The 17,711-nt window shown below is 73.6% G+C and carries 14 protein-coding genes; 6 read left to right on the top strand and 8 right to left on the bottom strand.

Annotated features, from left to right (window positions below):
* Positions 1–18: 18 nt before the first annotated feature.
* A complete protein-coding gene (locus ACGF5T_RS13760) occupies positions 19–1,170 on the bottom strand; it encodes a dihydrodipicolinate synthase family protein (protein ID WP_366767297.1) in 1,152 nt (383 codons plus the stop codon).
* A complete protein-coding gene (locus tag ACGF5T_RS13765; RefSeq protein WP_356603598.1) occupies positions 1,167–2,318 on the bottom strand; it encodes a Gfo/Idh/MocA family oxidoreductase in 1,152 nt (383 codons plus the stop codon). Before ACGF5T_RS13765 ends, ACGF5T_RS13760 begins: the two co-directional genes overlap by 4 nt.
* 204 nt (positions 2,319–2,522) lie before the next feature.
* On the opposite strand from ACGF5T_RS13765, the gene ACGF5T_RS13770 reads away from it, so the two are divergent.
* Together ACGF5T_RS13770 and ACGF5T_RS13775 are read left to right on the top strand one after the other, a co-directional pair.
* The gene (locus tag ACGF5T_RS13770; protein ID WP_356603600.1) at positions 2,523–3,569 is read left to right on the top strand and encodes a LacI family DNA-binding transcriptional regulator; all 1,047 of its coding nucleotides are present in this window, start codon (positions 2,523–2,525) and stop codon (positions 3,567–3,569) included.
* Between the two features lie 168 nt (positions 3,570–3,737).
* Positions 3,738–4,538, top strand: a complete 801-nt coding sequence (locus tag ACGF5T_RS13775) for a sugar phosphate isomerase/epimerase family protein (RefSeq protein ID WP_356603602.1) — start codon at positions 3,738–3,740, stop codon at positions 4,536–4,538.
* On the opposite strand, the gene ACGF5T_RS13780 is transcribed toward ACGF5T_RS13775, so the two are convergent.
* Complete coding sequence (locus ACGF5T_RS13780) at positions 4,522–5,208, bottom strand: GNAT family protein (protein ID WP_366767296.1); 687 nt, start codon at positions 5,206–5,208, stop codon at positions 4,522–4,524. The genes ACGF5T_RS13775 and ACGF5T_RS13780 overlap by 17 nt on opposite strands.
* On the bottom strand, positions 5,205–6,173 hold the full coding sequence (locus ACGF5T_RS13785) for an EamA family transporter (protein ID WP_356603606.1): 969 nt from the start codon (positions 6,171–6,173) through the stop codon (positions 5,205–5,207). The genes ACGF5T_RS13780 and ACGF5T_RS13785 overlap by 4 nt, the downstream gene beginning before the upstream one ends.
* A 125-nt stretch (positions 6,174–6,298) precedes the next feature.
* On the opposite strand from ACGF5T_RS13785, the gene ACGF5T_RS13790 reads away from it, so the two are divergent.
* The 3 genes from ACGF5T_RS13790 to ACGF5T_RS13800 all read left to right on the top strand — a co-directional run bounded on the left by ACGF5T_RS13790 (position 6,299) and on the right by ACGF5T_RS13800 (position 10,273).
* Complete coding sequence (locus ACGF5T_RS13790) at positions 6,299–7,252, top strand: LysR family transcriptional regulator (RefSeq protein WP_366767295.1); 954 nt, start codon at positions 6,299–6,301, stop codon at positions 7,250–7,252.
* Between the two features lie 384 nt (positions 7,253–7,636).
* A complete protein-coding gene (locus ACGF5T_RS13795) occupies positions 7,637–9,484 on the top strand; it encodes a glycoside hydrolase family 3 protein (RefSeq protein WP_366767294.1) in 1,848 nt (615 codons plus the stop codon).
* Positions 9,485–9,607: 123 nt separating this feature from the next.
* Positions 9,608–10,273, top strand: coding sequence for a hypothetical protein (locus ACGF5T_RS13800; RefSeq protein ID WP_366767293.1), 666 nt, complete (start codon positions 9,608–9,610; stop codon positions 10,271–10,273).
* Positions 10,274–10,316: 43 nt separating this feature from the next.
* Here ACGF5T_RS13800 and ACGF5T_RS13805 read toward each other — a convergent pair whose 3' ends face one another.
* From ACGF5T_RS13805 to ACGF5T_RS13820, 4 genes are all read right to left on the bottom strand, one after another.
* A complete protein-coding gene (locus ACGF5T_RS13805) occupies positions 10,317–11,741 on the bottom strand; it encodes a S28 family serine protease (RefSeq protein ID WP_366767292.1) in 1,425 nt (474 codons plus the stop codon).
* 116 nt (positions 11,742–11,857) lie between these two features.
* On the bottom strand, positions 11,858–12,250 hold the full coding sequence (locus ACGF5T_RS13810; protein WP_366767291.1) for a hypothetical protein: 393 nt from the start codon (positions 12,248–12,250) through the stop codon (positions 11,858–11,860).
* Between the two features lie 95 nt (positions 12,251–12,345).
* Positions 12,346–16,086, bottom strand: a complete 3,741-nt coding sequence (locus ACGF5T_RS13815; RefSeq protein ID WP_366767290.1) for an ABC transporter ATP-binding protein — start codon at positions 16,084–16,086, stop codon at positions 12,346–12,348.
* Between the two features lie 113 nt (positions 16,087–16,199).
* Positions 16,200–17,213: an esterase-like activity of phytase family protein gene (locus ACGF5T_RS13820; protein WP_366767289.1), complete on the bottom strand. Its 1,014-nt coding sequence runs from the start codon at positions 17,211–17,213 to the stop codon at positions 16,200–16,202.
* 90 nt (positions 17,214–17,303) lie between these two features.
* On the opposite strand from ACGF5T_RS13820, the gene ACGF5T_RS13825 reads away from it, so the two are divergent.
* Positions 17,304–17,675: a hypothetical protein gene (locus ACGF5T_RS13825; protein WP_356603619.1), complete on the top strand. Its 372-nt coding sequence runs from the start codon at positions 17,304–17,306 to the stop codon at positions 17,673–17,675.
* Positions 17,676–17,711 lie beyond the last annotated feature (36 nt).

The raw sequence follows: 17,711 nt of genomic DNA on the forward strand, positions 1-17,711 counted from the left end.
AGCGCGCGAGGCCGGCGGTCACGGGGTCACTCCGTACAGGTGCAGCAGGGTCCTCATGCGTTCCTCCGCGAGCTTGGGGTCGGGGAACAGGCCGAGGCCGTCGGCGAGTTCGTAGGCGCGGGCGAAGTGCGGCAGGGAGCGCGCCGACTGGAGGCCGCCGACCATCGTGAAGTGGGACTGGTGGCCGGCCAGCCAGGCGAGGAGGACCACGCCCGTCTTGTAGAAGCGGGTGGGGGCCTGGAAGAGGTGGCGGGAGAGGGCGACGGTGGGGTCGAGGAGGGCGCGGAAGCCCTGCGTGTCCCCCGTGTCCAGGACCCGGACCGCCTCGGCCGCCAGCGGGCCGAGCGGGTCGAAGATGCCCAGCAGGGCGTGGCTGAAGCCCTGCTCGTCGCCGGCGATCAGCTCGGGGTAGTGGAAGTCGTCGCCGGTGTAGCAGCGCACGCCCCGCGGGAGGCGGCGGCGCAGGTCGACCTCGCGCCGGGCGTCGAGCAGGGAGACCTTGATCCCGTCGACCTTGTCGGGGTGGGCGGCGATGACCTCCAGGAAGGTGTCCGTGGCCGCGTCGAGGTCGGAGGAGCCCCAGTAGCCCTCCAGGGCCGGGTCGAACATCGGGCCGAGCCAGTGCAGGATCACCGGCTCGGTGGCCTGGCGGAGGAGGTGGCCGTAGACCTCCAGGTAGTCGTCCGGGCTCTTCGCCGTCGCGGCGAGGGCGCGGGACGCCATCAGGATGGCCTGCGCGCCGGACTCCTCGACGACCGCGAGCTGTTCCTCGTAGGCCGCCCGGACCTCGGCGAGGGTGCCGGCGGTGATCTGGTCGGTGCCGACGCCGCAGGCGATCAGGCCGCCGACCGCCCTCGCCTCGGCGGCGGAACGGCGGATCAGCTCCGCCGCGCCCGCCCAGTCCAGGCCCATGCCGCGCTGGGCGGTGTCCATCGCCTCGGCGACGCCCAGGCCGTGGGACCACAGGTGGCGGCGGAAGGCGAGGGTGGCGTCCCAGTCGACGGCGGCGGGCCCGTCGGGCGTGGTGTCCGCGTACGGGTCGGCGACGACGTGCGCCGCCGAGAAGACCGTACGGGAGGAGAAGGCGCCTCCTCCGGTCGGGGCGAAGGGCTCGGTGCGGGGCTCGTGGGCGCGCAGGCGTCCGTCGGCGCCGGGCAGGTGCAGGGTCACAGGGCGATCTCCGGTACGTCGAGGCGGCGGCCCTCCGCCGAGGAGCGCAGGCCCAGCTCGGCGAGCTGCACGCCGCGGGCGCCGGCCAGCAGGTCCCAGTGGTAGGGGGCGTCGGCGTAGACGTGCTTGAGGAACAGCTCCCACTGGGCCTTGAAGCCGTTGTCGAAGTCGCCGTTGTCCGGGACCTCCTGCCACTGGTCGCGGAAGACCTCGGTGGCGGGGATGTCCGGGTTCCACACCGGCTTGGGGGTGGCGCTGCGGTGCTGGACCCGGCAGTCGCGCAGACCGGCGACGGCGGAGCCCTCGGTGCCGTCGACCTGGAACTCGACGAGTTCGTCGCGGTGGACGCGGACCGCCCAGGAGGAGTTGATCTGGGCGATCGTGCCGCCGTCCAGCTCGAAGACGCCGTAGGCGGCGTCGTCGGCGGTGGCGTCGTAGGGCTTGCCGTTCTCGTCCCAGCGCTGCGGGATGTGGGTGGCGGTGAGCGCCTGGACGGACTTCACCCGCCCGAACAGCTCGTGCAGCACGTACTCCCAGTGCGGGAACATGTCGACGACGATGCCGCCGCCGTCCTCGGCGCGGTAGTTCCACGAGGGGCGCTGGGCGTCCTGCCAGTCGCCCTCGAACACCCAGTAGCCGAACTCGCCGCGCACCGACAGGATGCGGCCGAAGAAGCCGCCGTCGATGAGGCGCTTGAGCTTCAGCAGGCCCGGCAGGAAGAGCTTGTCCTGCACGACGCCGTGCTTGATGCCGGCGGCGTTCGCCAGCCGGGCCAGCTCCAGGGCGCCGTCGAGGCCGGTGGCCGTCGGCTTCTCCGTGTAGACGTGCTTGCCCGCGGCGATCGCCTTGCGGATCGCCTCCTCGCGGGCGGAGGTGACCTGGGCGTCGAAGTAGATGTCCACCGACGGGTCGGCGAGGACCGCGTCGACGTCGGTCGACACGTGTTCCAGGCCGTGCCGTTCGGCCAGCGCCCGCAACGCGTGCTCGCGGCGGCCCAGCAGGATCGGCTCGGGCCACAGCACGGTGCCGTCGCCGAGGTCGAGGCCGCCCTGTTCGCGGAGGGCCAGGATGGAGCGGACGAGGTGCTGGCGATAGCCCATGCGCCCGGTCACACCGTTCATGGCGATACGCACCGTCTTGCGTGTCACGTCGTTCCCTTCGAAGCGAGCAATGCGGGGAGTACAGCAAGCGCTTTCTATACGGTACGAAGCTAGCCTGTGGACCGTGGTCTGGACAAGAGCGTCGTCCGGGCGAGTTGTTCGACGGGGCGAACAACGGCGGGCGGCGGTCGTAAGGTCACCCGGGACGGCCGAGACGGCGTACGGCACACGCGTGAGGCGGAGGACGAGGACATGACGGTGACCCTGGCGGACGTGGCGGCCCGAGCGCAGGTCTCCCCCGCGACGGTGTCGCGCGTGCTGAACGGGAACTACCCCGTGGCCGCCTCCACCCGGGAACGCGTGCTGAAGGCGGTCGACGAGCTGGACTACGTGCTCAACGGGCCCGCGAGCGCCCTGGCGGCGGCCACGTCCGACCTGGTGGGCATCCTGGTCAACGACATCGCGGACCCCTTCTTCGGCATCATGGCCGGTGCGATCCAGTCCGAGATCGGGGGCCCCGGCGGCAGGGCGGGCGGCGAGAGACTCGCGGTGGTCTGCAACACGGGCGGCTCCCCGGAGCGTGAACTGACCTACCTCACGCTGCTGCAACGGCAGCGGGCGGCGGCCGTCGTGCTGACCGGCGGCGCGATGGAGGACGCCGCGCACCAGGCGGCCGTGGCGGCGAAGCTCGGCAGGCTGACGGAGGCGGGGACGCGGGTGGTGCTGTGCGGGCGCCCGCCGGCGCCCCGGACCGGGGCGATCGCGCTGACCTTCGACAACCGCGGGGGCGGCCGGGAACTGACCGAGCACCTGATCGGGCTCGGGCACCGGCGGCTCGGCTACATCGCGGGACCCGAGGAGCGGACCACGACCCGGCACCGGCTGGAGGGCCACCGGGCCGCGCTCGCCGCGCACGGCATCGAGGAGGACCCCCGCTGGACGGTCCACGGCCGCTACGACCGGCGGTCCGGCTACGACGCGACGCTCGAACTCCTGCGCAGGGACCCGTCCCTGACGGCGGTGGTCGCCGCGAACGACTCCGTCGCGCTGGGGGCGTGCGCGGCGCTGCGCGAGTCCGGGCTGCGGATTCCGGAGGACGTGTCGGTGGCCGGCTTCGACGACCTGCCGTTCAGCATCGACGCGGTGCCCGCCCTGACCACGGTCCGGCTGCCGCTCGCGGAGGCGGGGGCCCGGGCGGGGCGCATCGCGATGGGGCGCGAGGAGGCGCCGGACGGGGGGATCGCGACGGTGCGGGGGGAGCTGACGGTGCGGGGGTCCTCCGGACGGCCACGGGAGTAGGCGCCGTCGGTCTCGCGGTGACCCGGGTGGGGGCCCGGACTGGACGGGTGGGGGCTCGCGTGCGGAGGTGAGGCCGGGCGCGGGGTGGGGGCGGGGCTCGTGGGGTGGGTGGCGACACCGGGTGGTGAGGAGGAGTGGGCGCGGCGCTGCCGGGTACGCTCCGTGGTCATGAAGCTGGCGTTCTCCACCCTCGGTGTCCCCGGCCTGCCCCTGACCGACGTGCTGGGGCTCGCCACCGCGCACGGCTACCACGGTGTCGAATTGCGCGTCCACCCCGAAGAACCGGTGCACCCGGGCCTGGCCCCCGACGAACGGGCCGCGGTGGCCGCCCGGTTCAAGGCGTCCGGTGTCGAACTGCTGGGCCTCGCGGGCTACGCGCGCGTCGCCGCTCCCGGTGACGACGACGCCGTCCTCGCCGAGCTGCGCGGACTGCTGGAGCTCGCCCGCGACCTGGGCGCCCCGTACGTCCGGGTCTTCCCCGGCGGCGCCGAAGGGCAGAGCCCCGAGGAGGCCGACGCGGTCGCCGCCCGGCGCCTGGGCACGGCCGCCGAGTACGCCACCGACCTCGGCGTACGCATCCTGCTGGAGACGCACGACTCGCACCGCACCGGCGCCGACGCGATGCGCGTCCTCGGTCTGGTCGGGCACCGCCAGGTCGGCGCGCTGTGGGACGTGATGCACACCTGGCTCGGTGGCGAGCAGCCCGCGGAGAGCTATCTGGCCCTCGCCCCGCACCTCGGGTACGTCCAGGTCAAGGACATCGCCTCCGCCGAGGACACCACCCCGCTCCCGCTGGGCACCGGCGTGCTGCCGCTCACGGAGGTGGTGGACGTCCTCTCCCGCCACGGCTGGGACGGGTGGCTGTGCTGGGAGTACGAGAAGCGCTGGTACGAGTCGGCGGCCCCGCTGCCCGAGCTGCTGGACGGGGGCCGCGAGCACCTCGCCCGGCTCCTCAGCGACGCGGCGTGAGGGACTGCGCCGCGGGCGCCTCGGCAGCCACGGAGGCGGGGGACGCGGCGGCCGCGGCGGACCGCACCCTGCGCTCCAGCCGCTCCCGGCACCCGGGCCACTCCGCCGCCGTGACCGAGTAGATCGCGGAGTCCCGCAGCCGGCCGTCCTCGCCCGGCGCCCAGGAGCGGGACCAGTTGCGCAGAACGCCCTCGAAGCGGGCGCCCGTCGCCTCGATCGCGGCGCGGGAGCGGCTGTTGCGGGCGTCCGTCTTGAGGTCGACGCGGGACACGTGCCAGACCTCGAAGGCGTGGCGGAACAGGAGCAGCTTGGCCTCGGCGTTCACCCCGGTGCCCTGGGCCGAGCGGGCCAGCCAGGTGAAGCCGACCTCGACGGCGTCCAGGGCGTCGTCCGTCAGCCAGGAACGGGGCTCCCAGTAGGCCGTGGCGCCGACCGCCCTGCCGGTGGCGAGGGACACCTGCGCGTAGGGGGCGAGCCGTCCCGTGGCCGCCCGGGCCGACTGGGCGTCGATGTAGGCACCGACCTCGTCCGCCCGCGGCACCCAGGTGAACGCGTAGCTGCCGCGTTCCCCCTCGGCCGCCGCCGCGAGGTCGGCCGCGTGGTGCGGGCCGAGCGGCTCCAGCCGCACCAGGGTTCCTTCGAGGGCCGGGCCCTTCAACGTGAACGTCATCGGCCGGATTCTGCCGCCGGGGCACAGAGCCGTCCAGCCGATTCCGGCGGAGCCGCTCCCACCGCGTCCGGCACCGGCACCGGCACGCGGCCGGTGCGGGCCCGCCGGGAGGCGCCCGGGGTGAGTGTCGTCAGGGCCACTCCGCCCACCAGCAGGGCCGCCGCGCACCACCGCAGCGGGGTCACCGACTCGCCGAGGAAGACAGCCGCCGAGGACATGCCGAACACCGGGACCAGGAGGGAGAACGGCGCGACCGTCGAGGCCGGGTGACGGTGCAGCAGCCACCCCCAGGCGCCGAAGCCGAAGACGGTCGAGATCCACGCGACGAACAGGATCGTGCCCGCGCCCTGCCAGTCCAGACCGCGCAGGGCCGCCAGGTCCCGTGACGGCCCCTCGACCAGGAGGGAGAGGGCCAGCAGCGGGAGCACCGGGACGGTGGACACCCACACCATGAAGTTCAGCGCGTCGGGCGGCGAGGCCCTGCGGGTCAGGACGTTGGACAGGCCCCACGCGGCGGCGGCGCCGACGACCATCAGGAAGGCGCCCAGCGGTCCGGAGGCCCCCTCGTCGACGGCGGCCACACCGATGCCCGCGACGGCCACGACCATGCCGAGGGCCCGTACGCCGGTGGGCCGTTCGCCGAGGACCGCCGCCGCGATCACCGCCGTGAACACCGCCTGGATCTGCAGGACGAGGGACGACAGCCCGGCCGGCATGCCCGCGTCCATGCCCTGGAAGACCAGGCCGAACTTGGCGACCCCCAGCACCAGTCCCACCGCCACGATCCACTTCCACGCCACCTTCGGGCGGCCCACGAGGAAGACCGCGGGCAGGGCCGCCGCCAGGAAGCGCAGGGCGGAGAAGAGCAGCGGCGGGAAGTGGTCGAGGCCGATCTCGATGACCGTGAAGTTGACGCCCCAGGTGGCGGCGACGAGCACGGCGAGGAGGAGGTGGGAAGGTCGCATGGATCGAGGATCGCCGCCCAGACCATGTAGCACCAGCGATGATTGCTGCACGGTCGGATGAAGCAGCGCTAACCTGTTGCGCGTTCGCCGCTCGCTTAGTCCGTCCGAGGCCGGGAGCCCGTCCCATGCTCGATCTCCAGCGGTTGCGTGCGCTGCACGCCGTCTCCGTGCACGGCACCGTCGGCGCGGCCGCCACCGCGCTGGGCTTCACGCCCTCCGCCGTGTCCCAGCAGATCGCCAAGCTGGAACGGGAGACCCGGACGGTGCTGCTGGAGCGGGAGGGACGCGGGGTGCGGCTCACCGACGAGGCGTGGCAGCTGGCCGCCACCGCGCGGGAGTTGCTGGCGCTCGTCGAGCGGGCGGAGACCCGGCTGGAGGAGCGGCGGGGGGTTCCGGCGGGGCGGCTGACCGTGGCCGCGTTCGCGTCCGCGGCGCGTGGTCTGCTGCCGTCCGTACTGGCGGACCTGGCGGCGCGCCACCCCGCGCTCGACGCGCGGCTGACGGAGGTCGATCCGCATGTGTCCGTGGACCTGGTGGCGAAGGGCGCCGTCGACCTGGTCGTCGCGCACGACTGGGACATCGCCCCGCTGCCCGCCCCGGCCGGGGTGGAGCAGGCGGCCATCGGGGAGGACCTGTGCGATCTGCTCGTGCCCGAGGGGCACCGCTTCGCGGGCCGGGCGGGCGTACGGCGTGCGGAACTGGGCGGGGAGCGGTGGATCTGCCAGCCGCCCGGTCGGGTCTGCCACGACTGGCTGCTGCGGACCCTGCGGGGCGCGGGCCACGAGCCGGACGTCGTCCACCAGGCCGAGGAGAACCCGACGCTGGTGGCGCTGGTCGCGGCCGGGCTGGGCATCGCCCTGATCCCCCGGCTGGGGCGCGGCCCGCTGCCCGCGGGGGTGGTGGAGGTGCCGCTGGACCCGATGCCCGTACGCCGGCTGTACGCGCTGTGGCGCGCGGGCGCGGCCCGCCGGCCGGCGATCGCGGAGACGGTGCGCACGCTACGGGCCCACTGGCCGGACGCCTCGGCCCGCACGACCACGGCGGCACCCCGCACGACGGCGTCCGTCCAGGCCGACTGACCCGGCCCGGGTGTCTCACCCGGCCCTCGCGCACCGACTCGGGAAACGGCGTCCGAACCGGGAACCCCGCTCCCGCTCCGCTCGTCCCATCCGCGACGCTGCCGGACGAGTCCTCGCGGTGCGGTGTCGGCCTCGCCGCCGACTGCGGTCGCCGACCACCCTCTCCGCCGTACCGCGGCCGGCAGCCCGCCGCCGTCGGCGTCCACCCTCCCTGACGCCGGCGGCGGCCCCTCCCGGACGTTCCCGGCCAGCCCTCACCGCTTCGGGTGACTCCTGTGCGCTCCCTTGACTGGCAGAAACTTCCCGGATATTGGTGACTCCTTGGAAGTTTCCTTCAGCAGCTCTCCAGCGATTCCCCAGCGGATCACTCCGGAAGGAGCGCACGTGCACCACAGCAGCACGGCCGGCAAGGGAAGCAGCGCACAGCCCTCCAGACGCACGGTCCTCACCGCCACCGCGGTCGTCACCGCGTCCCTGGCGGCCGGCGGCGGCACCGCCCACGCCGACCCCCGCGGGCCCGACGACGACAAGCTCCGCGCCCTCGTCTCCCGGATGACGCTGGAGGAGAAGGTCGGCCAGCTCTTCGTCATGCGGGTGTACGGCCACTCCGCCACCGCCCCCGACCAGGCCGACATCGACGCCAACCTCAAGGAGATCGGCGTCCGCACGGCCGCCGAACTGGTCGCCCGGTACCGGGTCGGCGGCATCATCTACTTCGCCTGGGCGCACAACACCCGCGACCCGCACCAGATCGCCGACCTGTCCAACGGCATCCAGAAGGCGTCCCTCGAGCAGCCGCGCGGCCTGCCGGTGCTGATCTCCACCGACCAGGAGCACGGCATAGTGGCCCGGGTGGGCGAGCCGGCGACGCTCTTCCCCGGCGCGATGGCCATCGGCGCCGGCGGCTCGCGCTCCGACGCCCGCACGCTCGGCCGGATCGCGGGCGCCGAACTGCGCGCGATGGGCATCCGCCAGGACTACGCGCCCGACGCCGACGTGAACGTCAACCCGGCCAACCCCGTGATCGGCGTACGCTCCTTCGGCGCCGACCCGGAGGCGGTGGCCGAGCTGGTGGCCGCCGAGGTGACGGGGTACCAGCGTTCGGGCGTCGCCGCCTGCGCCAAGCACTTCCCCGGGCACGGCGACACCGCCACCGACAGCCACACCGGGCTCCCGGTCATCACGCACAGCCGCGAGCAGTGGGAGGAGCTGGACGCGCCGCCCTTCCGGGCCGCGATCGAGGCGGGCATCGACGCGATCATGACCGCCCACCTGGTGGTCCCGGCGCTCGACGACTCCGGCGACCCGGCCACCCTCTCCCGCCCCATCCTCACCGGCATCCTGCGCGAGGAACTCGGCTACGACGGGGTCGTGGTCACCGACTCCCTCGGCATGGAGGGCGTGCGGACCAAGTACGGCGACGAACGGGTGCCCGTGCTGGCGCTGAAGGCGGGCGTCGACCAGCTCCTCAACCCGCCGAACCTCGACCTCGCCTGGAACGCGGTGCTGACCGCCGTACGCGAGGGGGAACTCACCGAGGCCCGGCTCGACGAATCGATCCTGCGCGTGCTGCGCCTGAAGGCGAAACTGGGGCTGTTCCGGGATGCGTACACCAGCCGGCGGGACGTGGACCGCACCGTCGGCACCCGGGGACACCTGGCGGCGGCCGACCGGGTCGCCGAGCGGACCACCACACTGCTGGTCAACGAGGGGCGGCTGCTGCCGCTGTCGCGTCGGGAGCACCCCAGGCTGCTCGTCGTGGGCGCCGACCCCGCCTCCCCGTCGGGCACCACCGGGCCGCCCACCGGCGTCCTCGCGGGCGCGCTGACGGAACTCGGCTTCACCGCCACCGCCCTGTCCACCGGCACCGCCCCCTCCACCGCCGTCATCGACCGCGCGGTCGCGGCGGCCGGGGACGCCGACGCGGTGGTGGTCGCCACGTACAACGTCACGGCGGGCAGCAGCCAGCGCACGCTCGTCGCCCGGCTGCTGGCGACGGGCAGGCCGGTCGTCGCGGTCGCGATCCGCAACCCCTACGACGTGGCGCACCTCCCGGACGTCCGCGCCTGCCTCGCCGCCTACTCCTGGACCGACGTCGAGGTACGGGCGGCGGCCCGGGTGATCGCGGGCCGGGTGCGGCCGCGCGGGAAGCTGCCGGTGCCGGTGGTGCGGGCGGACGATCCGGCGACGGTGCTGTACCCCCTCGGGCACGGGCTGTCCTACCGGTCGTAGGCGGAGCGCGGCGTACGCCACGCGCCGGGGGCGCCCCCGTCCGCCGGTCGCGAAGCCCCCCGCGCGTCTGGCGTGCGCCCGCTGCCGCGGGCCACGCTGGACCGGGGATGCGGGGGGACGGCGATGCGTGGAAGACGGTCCGCGGGGGTGCTCTGCGCCCTGTCGGCGCTGTGTGCTGCCGTACTGCTGGCGGGATGCCAGAGCCCGTCCGGCCCAGCGGGCGCCGGCTCCCCGGGTGCGGGCGGGGACGGGCGGTCCGGCGCGGGGACGGCGGCGGGCCCGGTGGCCGTGCGGCCGTCCGGGTACGGGACGGTGTTCCTCGCGGTCGACGAGTGCAGCTCGTTCGGCACGGTCCGCTTCACCGAGGTGCCGTGCGGCAGCGAACGGGCGGCGGCGCGGGTCGTGGCCCGCGAGGACGGTCGCGCGAGTGACGGGCCGCCGTGCCCCGCCACCACCGACTTCGTCCTGCACATCAGCGAGCAGCGCCCCTCCGCCGACGAGGACGGCGACGGTGCCGTGCCGCAGGGCTACGCCTGCATGCGCAAGCTCCTGCCGCCGCACCCCGGCGATCCCGGCGGCGGGGGCGGTCCGCGCACCGTCGTCGGCGACTGCGTCCACGACGCCGGGGACGGCAAGGTCCGCGAGACCGCGTGCGACGGCAAGGGCCGCAGACAGCCGCAGTTCAAGGTGGTCGACGCGGTCACCGCCCGGGCGGACTGCCCCGCCTCGACCGGTCTCTACGTCCGGCTGGGCGGCGAACGCCCGGTGGGCTGCGCCCGGCCGCTGTGAGTCCCTGGGGCCTCTCAGCGGCGGCCGGGCGCAGCCGTCCGTGCTACGGGCGCAGCGCGGGCTCGCGCTGCACGTCCCGCTTGTCCAGCCTGGCGTCGAACGCCGCCAGCGGCGCGGCCGCCGACGGGTCGGTCCGCACCTCGGCGGAGGCGACGCCGGCCCAGTCCAGGATGCGGGCCGTGGCGAGGGCCTTCTCCTCGGGCACCAGGCCCGCGACGTTGGCGCCGTGGTTCATGCCGGGCGCGGTGAGCACGTAGGAGTCACGCGCGCCGTGTCCGAGGCGGAAGGGCTCGGCGCCCCAGGGGTCGTTCTCGCCGTAGACGAAGAGCATCCGGCGGGCGTTGTGCTTCACCCAGGTGTCGACGTCCCGCATCGCCCACGGTTCGAACTCCATCGGGATCGACCGGGGTACGAAGTTGCGCGGCGGCTGGTAGCCGTAGCGGATGTACTTCTTCTCGATGTGCGGGAAGTGGATCGTCGGCGCGCCCAGCTGGGTGCCCGCCTGGTAGTAGTACGGCGTGTACGGGGCCAGGCCCTGGTCCGTGTAGAAGGAGAAGCCGGAGATCGTGTCGACGGAGGTCCAGATCTCGTCGTCGGTGGCGTTCTTCGCGTCGGCCGGGATGTCGGCGCAGTCCTTCAGGGTGCTGTACTGCCAGAAGCCCCACACGTAGTCGAGGACGACGGCCTCGTAGGCGCGGTCCAGGCTGCCGATGGTGCCGAAGGTGTAGCCGTTCTCGGCCGCGTACGCCTCGTACTTCTCCTTGAGCGGCGCCCTGCGTACCAGTGCCTCGCGCTGCACGCCGTTCAGCCGGTCGCGGCACTCCTCGGTGCCGACCCGGGCGAAGAAGCGGTCGTAGGCCCTGTCCTCGCGGTTCACCACGTCGTTGGGGGCGACGTAGGCGACGACGCCGTCCATGTCGCGCGGGTAGAAGCGCTCGTAGTAGGTGGCGGTCATGCCGCCCTTGGAGCCACCGGTGGAGAGCCAGTTCTTGGAGTAGAGCGGCTTGAGCGCCTTGAAGATGCGGTGCTGGTCGCTGGCCGCCTGCCAGATGTCCAGCTTGGACCAGTCGGCCGGATCGGGCCGGGACGGGGTGAAGTAGCGGTACTCCATGGAGACCTGGTTGCCGTCCACGATCTGGGTCGGCTCGCGGCGGCTGGGCGTCGTGGAGACGCTGTAGCCGCCGGTGTAGAAGACCGTGGGGCGGCTCACGTCCTTGTGCAGCACGGTGATCCGCTGCTGGAACGTGCCCTTGGACGGCCGCCGGTGGTCGACCGGCTGCGTGTAGTTGAGGACGAAGAAGCGGTAGCCGGTGTACGGCTTCTCCTCGATCAGGCTCATGCCCGGTATGGACAGCAGCCGGTCCTTGATGTCGACGGCCTTCGGCTCGGCGGCGGTGGCCGCGCTCGCCGTGCTGACGGTACCTATGAGCACCACGAGCGCCAGCAGCCATCTGAGCGCCTTGCGCATGCACCCTCCCTGTGAAACAGATGTGCGCCGGAAGCTATCGGAGCAAGTCACCCGCGCACCAGGGGAGATGAGGAAATGGCCGCCACGGGCCAGGTCGGCGCCCGGGCGGCGCCGGGTCAGCAGAGGATCCAGCCGGAGCTGACCGACCCCTTCGCCACCGCGCCCTTCACCCACACGCAGCGCTTCCCGGCATGCACGGTGACCGGTCCGGCCCGGTAGGCGTACCGCCCCGAGTCGACGACCGGCCGGCCGCCGCGGGCCTGCACGCTGACGGACATCTGCCGCTTCTTGCCCGCCTTCACGGGGACGGTGACGGCACAGACGTAGCCGCCGCGCTTGTAGACGAGGACCGATCCGGTGGAGAACGGCAGGGTGCGCACCTGGCGGCCCGGGCACGCCGCGGCGGCCTCCGCCTCCCCGGGCACCCCGACGGCGAGCAGCCCGGCCGCGGTGAGTACGGCCGTCCCCAGTGCCAGCCGCCGGCGCAGGGCGGCGCTCCTCTGACCCACTGCGCCCACTGCGGCCCCCTCCGTCCCCGCCGTACGGCGATCACTGACGTACGGATGTACGGACGCTCGCCGCCTGTCGAATGGTTGCGCGGGTGTCAGCGCCGCGCGCCGACCGGCTCCTCGGGTTCGGCCGCTCCGACGAAGGTCCGCCACAGCCGCGCGTACCGTCCGCCGAGCGCCAGCAGTTCGTCGTGGGTGCCGTCCTCGGCGACCCGCCCGGCGTCCATGACGACGACCCGGTCCGCGCGGGCCGCCGTGGTCAGCCGGTGGGCGACGACGAGCGTCGTACGCCGGCCCGCGATGCGGTCGGTGGCCTGGTTGACCTGCGCCTCCGTGGCCAGGTCCAGGGCGGCCGTCGCCTCGTCGAGGAGCAGGACGTCGGGATCGACCAGTTCGGCGCGGGCCAGTGCGATCAGCTGCCGCTGCCCGGCGGAGAGGTTGCGGCCCCGCTCGGCGACCTCGTGGAGGTACCCGCCCTGGAGCCCGGCGATCATCTCGTGCGCGCCCACCGCCCGCGCCGCGGCCTCCACCTCGGCGTCGGTGGCGTCCGGGCGGCCGTAGGCGATGGCGTCCCGCACGGTGCCGGGGAAGAGGTACGCCTCCTGCGGGACGACGCCGAGCCGGTGCCGGTAGGCGGTGAGGTCGAGGTCGCGCAGGTCCCGGCCGTCGACGGTGACCCGGCCGCCCGTGGGGTCGTAGAACCGGGCCACCAGCTTGACCAGCGTCGACTTGCCCGCGCCGGTCTCGCCGACGAACGCGACGGTCTGCCCGGCGGGGACGCGCAGGTCGACGCCGGTGAGCGCCGCCTCGGCCCCGTCGGCACCGCCGTACGAGAAGTGCACGTCCTCGAAGGCGATCTCCCCGCGCAGGGACGTGACGTCCGACGGCTTCTCGGGCGCCCGGGTGGAGGTCGGCTCCCGCAGCAGTTCCTGGATGCGGCCGAGGGAGACGGACGCCTGCTGGTAGCCGTCGAAGACCTGGGAGAGCTGCTGGACGGGGGCGAAGAACAGGTCGATGTACAGCAGGTACGCCACCAGCGCGCCGGTCGACAGCGTCGCCGCGTCGATCCGTCCGCCGCCGACGACCAGCACGGCGACGACGGCGGCCGAGGACAGCAGCTGCACGAACGGGAAGTAGATCGAGATCAGCCACTGGCCCCTGATGCGGGCCTGCCGGTAGCTGTCGCTGCGCTCGGCGAAGCGTCGTCCGCCGTCGTGCTCGCGCCGGAAGGCCTGCACGATCCGCAGCCCCGCCACCGACTCCTGGAGGTCGGCGTTGACCGTGGACACCCGCTCGCGGGCCAGCTCGTACGCCTTCACGCTGGCCTTGCGGAAGAAGTAGGTGGCGATGATCAGGGGCGGCAGCGTCGCGAACACGACGAACGCCAGCTGCACGTCGATCACCAGCAGGGCGACCATGATGCCGAAGAAGGTGACGATCGAGACGAAGGCGGTGACGAGTCCCGTCTGCAGGAACGTCGACAGCGCGTCGACGTCCGTGGTCATGCGGGTCATGATCCGCCCGGTCAGCTCCCGCTCGTAGTAGTCGAGGCCGAGCCGCTGGAGCTGGGCGAAGATCTTCAGACGGAGCGAGTACAGGATCCGCTCCCCCGTCCGGCCGGTCATCCTGATCTCGCCGGTCTGCGCGGCCCACTGGGCGAACACGGCGAGCAGCCCCAGCAGCGAGACCGCCCAGACCGCGCCGAGGGCGGCCTGCGTGACGCCCTCGTCGATGCCGTGCCGGATCAGCACCGGCAGCAGCAGCCCCATGCCGGCGTCCACGGCGACCAGGGCGAGGCTGATCAGCAGCGGTGTGCGGAAACCGCGCAGCAGGCGGCGCAGGCCGTACGACTCCTCCGGCTGCACGGCCCGCGCCTCGTCGACGTCGGGGGTGCCGTCGGCCGGGGGCAGCGCGTCGACCTGGGCGAGCAGCTCCGGGGTGGCCGGGGTGCCCGCGAGGGCGGTGTCCTTCGGCGTGCGGTCGCCGGTCCACAGCCGCGGGGTGACCCCGCGCTCGGCGTCGAACTCGGCGTCCAGCTCCTCCCGTACCGACGTGTCCTCGGCGGGTGCCGCGGGCCGGGCGTGCCCCGGCGACACCCCGCCCAGCTCGTCGGGGTCGGTCAGCAGGCGCCGGTAGAGGGCGGAGCGCTCCTGGAGTTCGTCGTGGGTGCCGAGGTCGGCGAGGCGGCCGCGGTCGAGGACGGCGATGCGGTCGGCGAGGCCGAGGGTGGAGCGGCGGTGGGCGATGAGGAGCGTGGTGCGGCCCCGCATGACCTCCTTGAGCGCCTCGTGGATCTCGTGCTCGACGCGGGCGTCCACGGCGGAGGTGGCGTCGTCGAGGACCAGCAGCCGGGGGTCGGTGAGGATCGCGCGGGCGAGCGCGACGCGCTGGCGCTGGCCGCCCGAGAGGGTCAGGCCGTGTTCGCCGACGGTGGTGCCGTAGCCGTCGGGCAGGTCCGTGATGAACCCGTGGGCCTGCGCGGCCCGGGCGGCGGCCTCGGTCTCCTCGTCGGTGGCGTCGGGGCGGCCGTACGCGATGTTGGCGCGCACGGTGTCCGAGAAGAGGAACGAGTCCTCGGGCACGAGCCCGATGGCGGCCCGCAGCGAGTCGAGGGTCAGCTCGCGCACGTCGTGCCCGCCGACCAGGACGGCGCCGCGGCTCACGTCGTAGAAGCGCGGCAGGAGCAGGGAGACGGTGGACTTGCCGGAGCCGGAGGAGCCGACGACGGCGAGCGTCTCACCGGCCCGGATCTCGAAGGAGAGGCCGTCGAGGACGAGGGTGTCCTCCCCGGTGTCCGACGCGTAGCCGAAGGACACGTCGTCGAACTCGACGGTCGCCGGCGCGTCGGCGGGCAGGTCCCGGGTGCCGTCCTCGATCGCGGGCTCGGTGTCGATCAGCTCCAGGACGCGTTCGGTGCCGGCCCGGGCCTGCTGGCCGACGGTGAGGACCATGGCCAGCATGCGGACCGGGCCGACGAGCTGGGCGAGGTACGTGGAGAAGGCGACGAAGGTGCCGAGCGTGATGTTCCCGTGCACGGCCAGCCAGCCGCCGAGGGCGAGCATGGCGACCTGCCCGAGGGCGGGGACGGCCTGGAGGGCGGGGGTGTAGGTGGCGTTCAGCCTGATCGTGCGCAGCCGCCCCGCGAAGAGCCGCCGTCCGACCTCCCTGAGCTTCCCGGTCTCCTGGTCCTCCTGCCCGAAGCCCTTCACCACGCGGACGCCGCTGACGGAGCCGTCGACCACGCCCGCGACCGCGGCGGCCTGCGCCTGGGCGTACCAGGTCGCGGGGTGCAGGCGGGTGCGGCTGCGGCGGGCGATGAACCACAGCGCCGGGGCCACGGCGAGGGCGACGAGCGTGAGCGGCGGGGACAGCCACGCCATGATGACCAGGGAGATCAGGAAGAGCAGGATGTTCCCGATGGTCATCGGGAGCATGAACAGCAGGCCCTGGATCAGCTGGAGGTCGCTGGTCGCCCGCCCGACCACCTGCCCCGTGGACAGCTCGTCCTGCCGTCGCCCGTCCAGCCGGGTGATCGTCCCGTACATGTCGGTGCGCAGGTCGTGCTGGACGTCGAGGGCGAGCCGGCCGCCGTAGTAGCGGCGGATGTAGGTGAGGACGTAGACGACGACCGCTGCGCCGATCAGGAGACCTGCCCAGAGGGCCATGTCCCTGGTCTTGTCGCCGATCACGTCGTCGATGATCACCTTGGTGATCAGGGGCACCAGGGCCATGACGGCCATGCCGCCCAGCGAGGCGCCGAGGGCGAGGACGACGTCCTTGGGATAGCGCCAGGCGTACGCCGCCAGTCGTCGTGCCCATCCCCGTTGCGCGTCCACGCCGTGCCCTCCGGTCGGTCGTCCTGCTCACCTGATCTACCGGAAGGCACCAACGCGGGCGAGCGGGGATTTCATCCCGCCGCAACAAAGGGGATCTCATCCCGCCGCACCGTTCAGACCCGGACCCGGAGCCTGAGGAAGCGGGTGGTCTGTGCGGCGCTCTGGTTGTCGTCGCTGACGATCAGGACGTCCAGGCGGCTCCCCGTCCGGCCGGTGACGGTCATCCCCTCGAAGTTGTCGAGGAGCGGGTTGGGCTGGGGTTGCCGGGCGGTGGCGCCGAGGGACGGGCAGTGGGCCAGGTCGGCGAGGAGGAACTTGCGGAGGGCCGTGCCACGCCGCTCGGCCAGGTGGAGGCGGACGGTGTTGCCGACGCCGGCGGTGAAGCCGCGTTCGAGGACGAGCAGGCGCCCGTCCGGGGTCGCGGTGGTCTCGGAGACGCCGAGGCCGGTGTCGGTGCGGTACGTGTACGGGGCGCCGAGCCGGAAGTCGCCGCGCCCCGTCCGCTGCCAGGTCTGGAAGCGGACCAGGTCGGCGGGATCGCCGGCGAGCGGGTACTCCATGGAGGCGAGCAGGGTCCGGCCGCCGGGGAGCATCGTCAGCCCCTCGAAGCTGCCGTTGGCCCGGGCGCGGCCCTCCGGGGCGGTCCGCAGGTCGTCCGGCACGGGGAGGCGGCCGAGGATCTCGCCGGTGCGGGAGTGGCGCCGTACGGACGGCTCGGTCTCGGAGGAGACGAGGTAGGTGCCGTCGCGGTCCACGACGAGTCCCTCGGAGTCGAGCGCGGCGCCCTGCTCGTCGGCGAGCGGGAGCGCACCGCGCGGTTCCAGGGTCCGTGCGTCCAGCCGGAAGAGGACGGAACGGTCGGACAGGGCGGCCAGGGAGCCGTGCCGGTCCTGGGAGAGGGCGGAGAGGTTGCCCACGAAGGTGTCCGCGTGGCTGTCCGCGTGGGTGCCCGGGTAGGTGGTCTTGTCCAGGGCGTCGGAGAAGCCGGTGAGGGAGACGGAGGGCGAGCACTCGTTCCCCGGGGGCCTCTCACGCGCGGTGGCCGGTCCCGCGGCGGTGAGGCAGCCGGCCGCGGCGAGCCCCGCGGTGAGGGTGGCGAGTGCGGTGCGGAGGGTTCTCGGGCGCATGGGCGTCACCCTAGGGCGCGGGTGTGGACGGAAGTTGGCCGCTTTTCGAAGGGTGGGATGCGGGGGCGTTCCGCTGGCAAGTAATGAGCCATGCCAGAACAGAGGGAAAGCGGTCAGAGGGTGGCCGGGCGGCTGTACGCGACGCTGCGGGTGCTGCAGTTCCTCGCGCGTACGGGCGTCCCGAGGCCGACCGTCTCGGAGGAGCTGAAGGACAAGCACAGTCCGCGCGACCGGATCCAGGCCCTCGGGGTGGACCTCTTCGCCGACCTGGTGACCGCGGTCCAGGAGGGACGGCACGCGGCGGCGATGGGCGAGGTGTTCCGTGCCCTGCCGGCCGTCGTGCCTCCGCGGAAGGCCGCGCTCGACAAGAACCTCGGCGAGTGGGACCTGACCGAGTTCAACGCCGGGTACCGCGCGCAGCTCACCGCGCTCCAGGAGGCGCTGCCCGAAGTGCTCCGGTGACGGGCCGTCGGTCGTCGGTCGTCGGTCGTCGGTCGT

The sequence above is a fragment of the Streptomyces sp. NPDC047853 genome (assembly GCF_043204535.1).
Classification (GTDB): Bacteria; Actinomycetota; Actinomycetes; order Streptomycetales; family Streptomycetaceae; genus Streptomyces.

Bases quoted from the DNA above. Each gene is read 5' to 3' on its own strand.
- ACGF5T_RS13770 (WP_356603600.1), top strand. From the start codon at position 2,523: ATGACGGTGACCCTGGCGGACGTGGCGGCCCGAGCGCAGGTCTCCCCC.
- ACGF5T_RS13775 (WP_356603602.1), top strand. From the start codon at position 3,738: ATGAAGCTGGCGTTCTCCACCCTCGGTGTCCCCGGCCTGCCCCTGACC.
- ACGF5T_RS13780 (WP_366767296.1), bottom strand. From the start codon at position 5,208: ATGACGTTCACGTTGAAGGGCCCGGCCCTCGAAGGAACCCTGGTGCGG.
- ACGF5T_RS13785 (WP_356603606.1), bottom strand. From the start codon at position 6,173: ATGCGACCTTCCCACCTCCTCCTCGCCGTGCTCGTCGCCGCCACCTGG.
- ACGF5T_RS13790 (WP_366767295.1), top strand. From the start codon at position 6,299: ATGCTCGATCTCCAGCGGTTGCGTGCGCTGCACGCCGTCTCCGTGCAC.
- ACGF5T_RS13800 (WP_366767293.1), top strand. From the start codon at position 9,608: ATGCGTGGAAGACGGTCCGCGGGGGTGCTCTGCGCCCTGTCGGCGCTG.
- ACGF5T_RS13805 (WP_366767292.1), bottom strand. From the start codon at position 11,741: ATGCGCAAGGCGCTCAGATGGCTGCTGGCGCTCGTGGTGCTCATAGGT.
- ACGF5T_RS13820 (WP_366767289.1), bottom strand. From the start codon at position 17,213: ATGCGCCCGAGAACCCTCCGCACCGCACTCGCCACCCTCACCGCGGGG.
- ACGF5T_RS13825 (WP_356603619.1), top strand. From the start codon at position 17,304: ATGCCAGAACAGAGGGAAAGCGGTCAGAGGGTGGCCGGGCGGCTGTAC.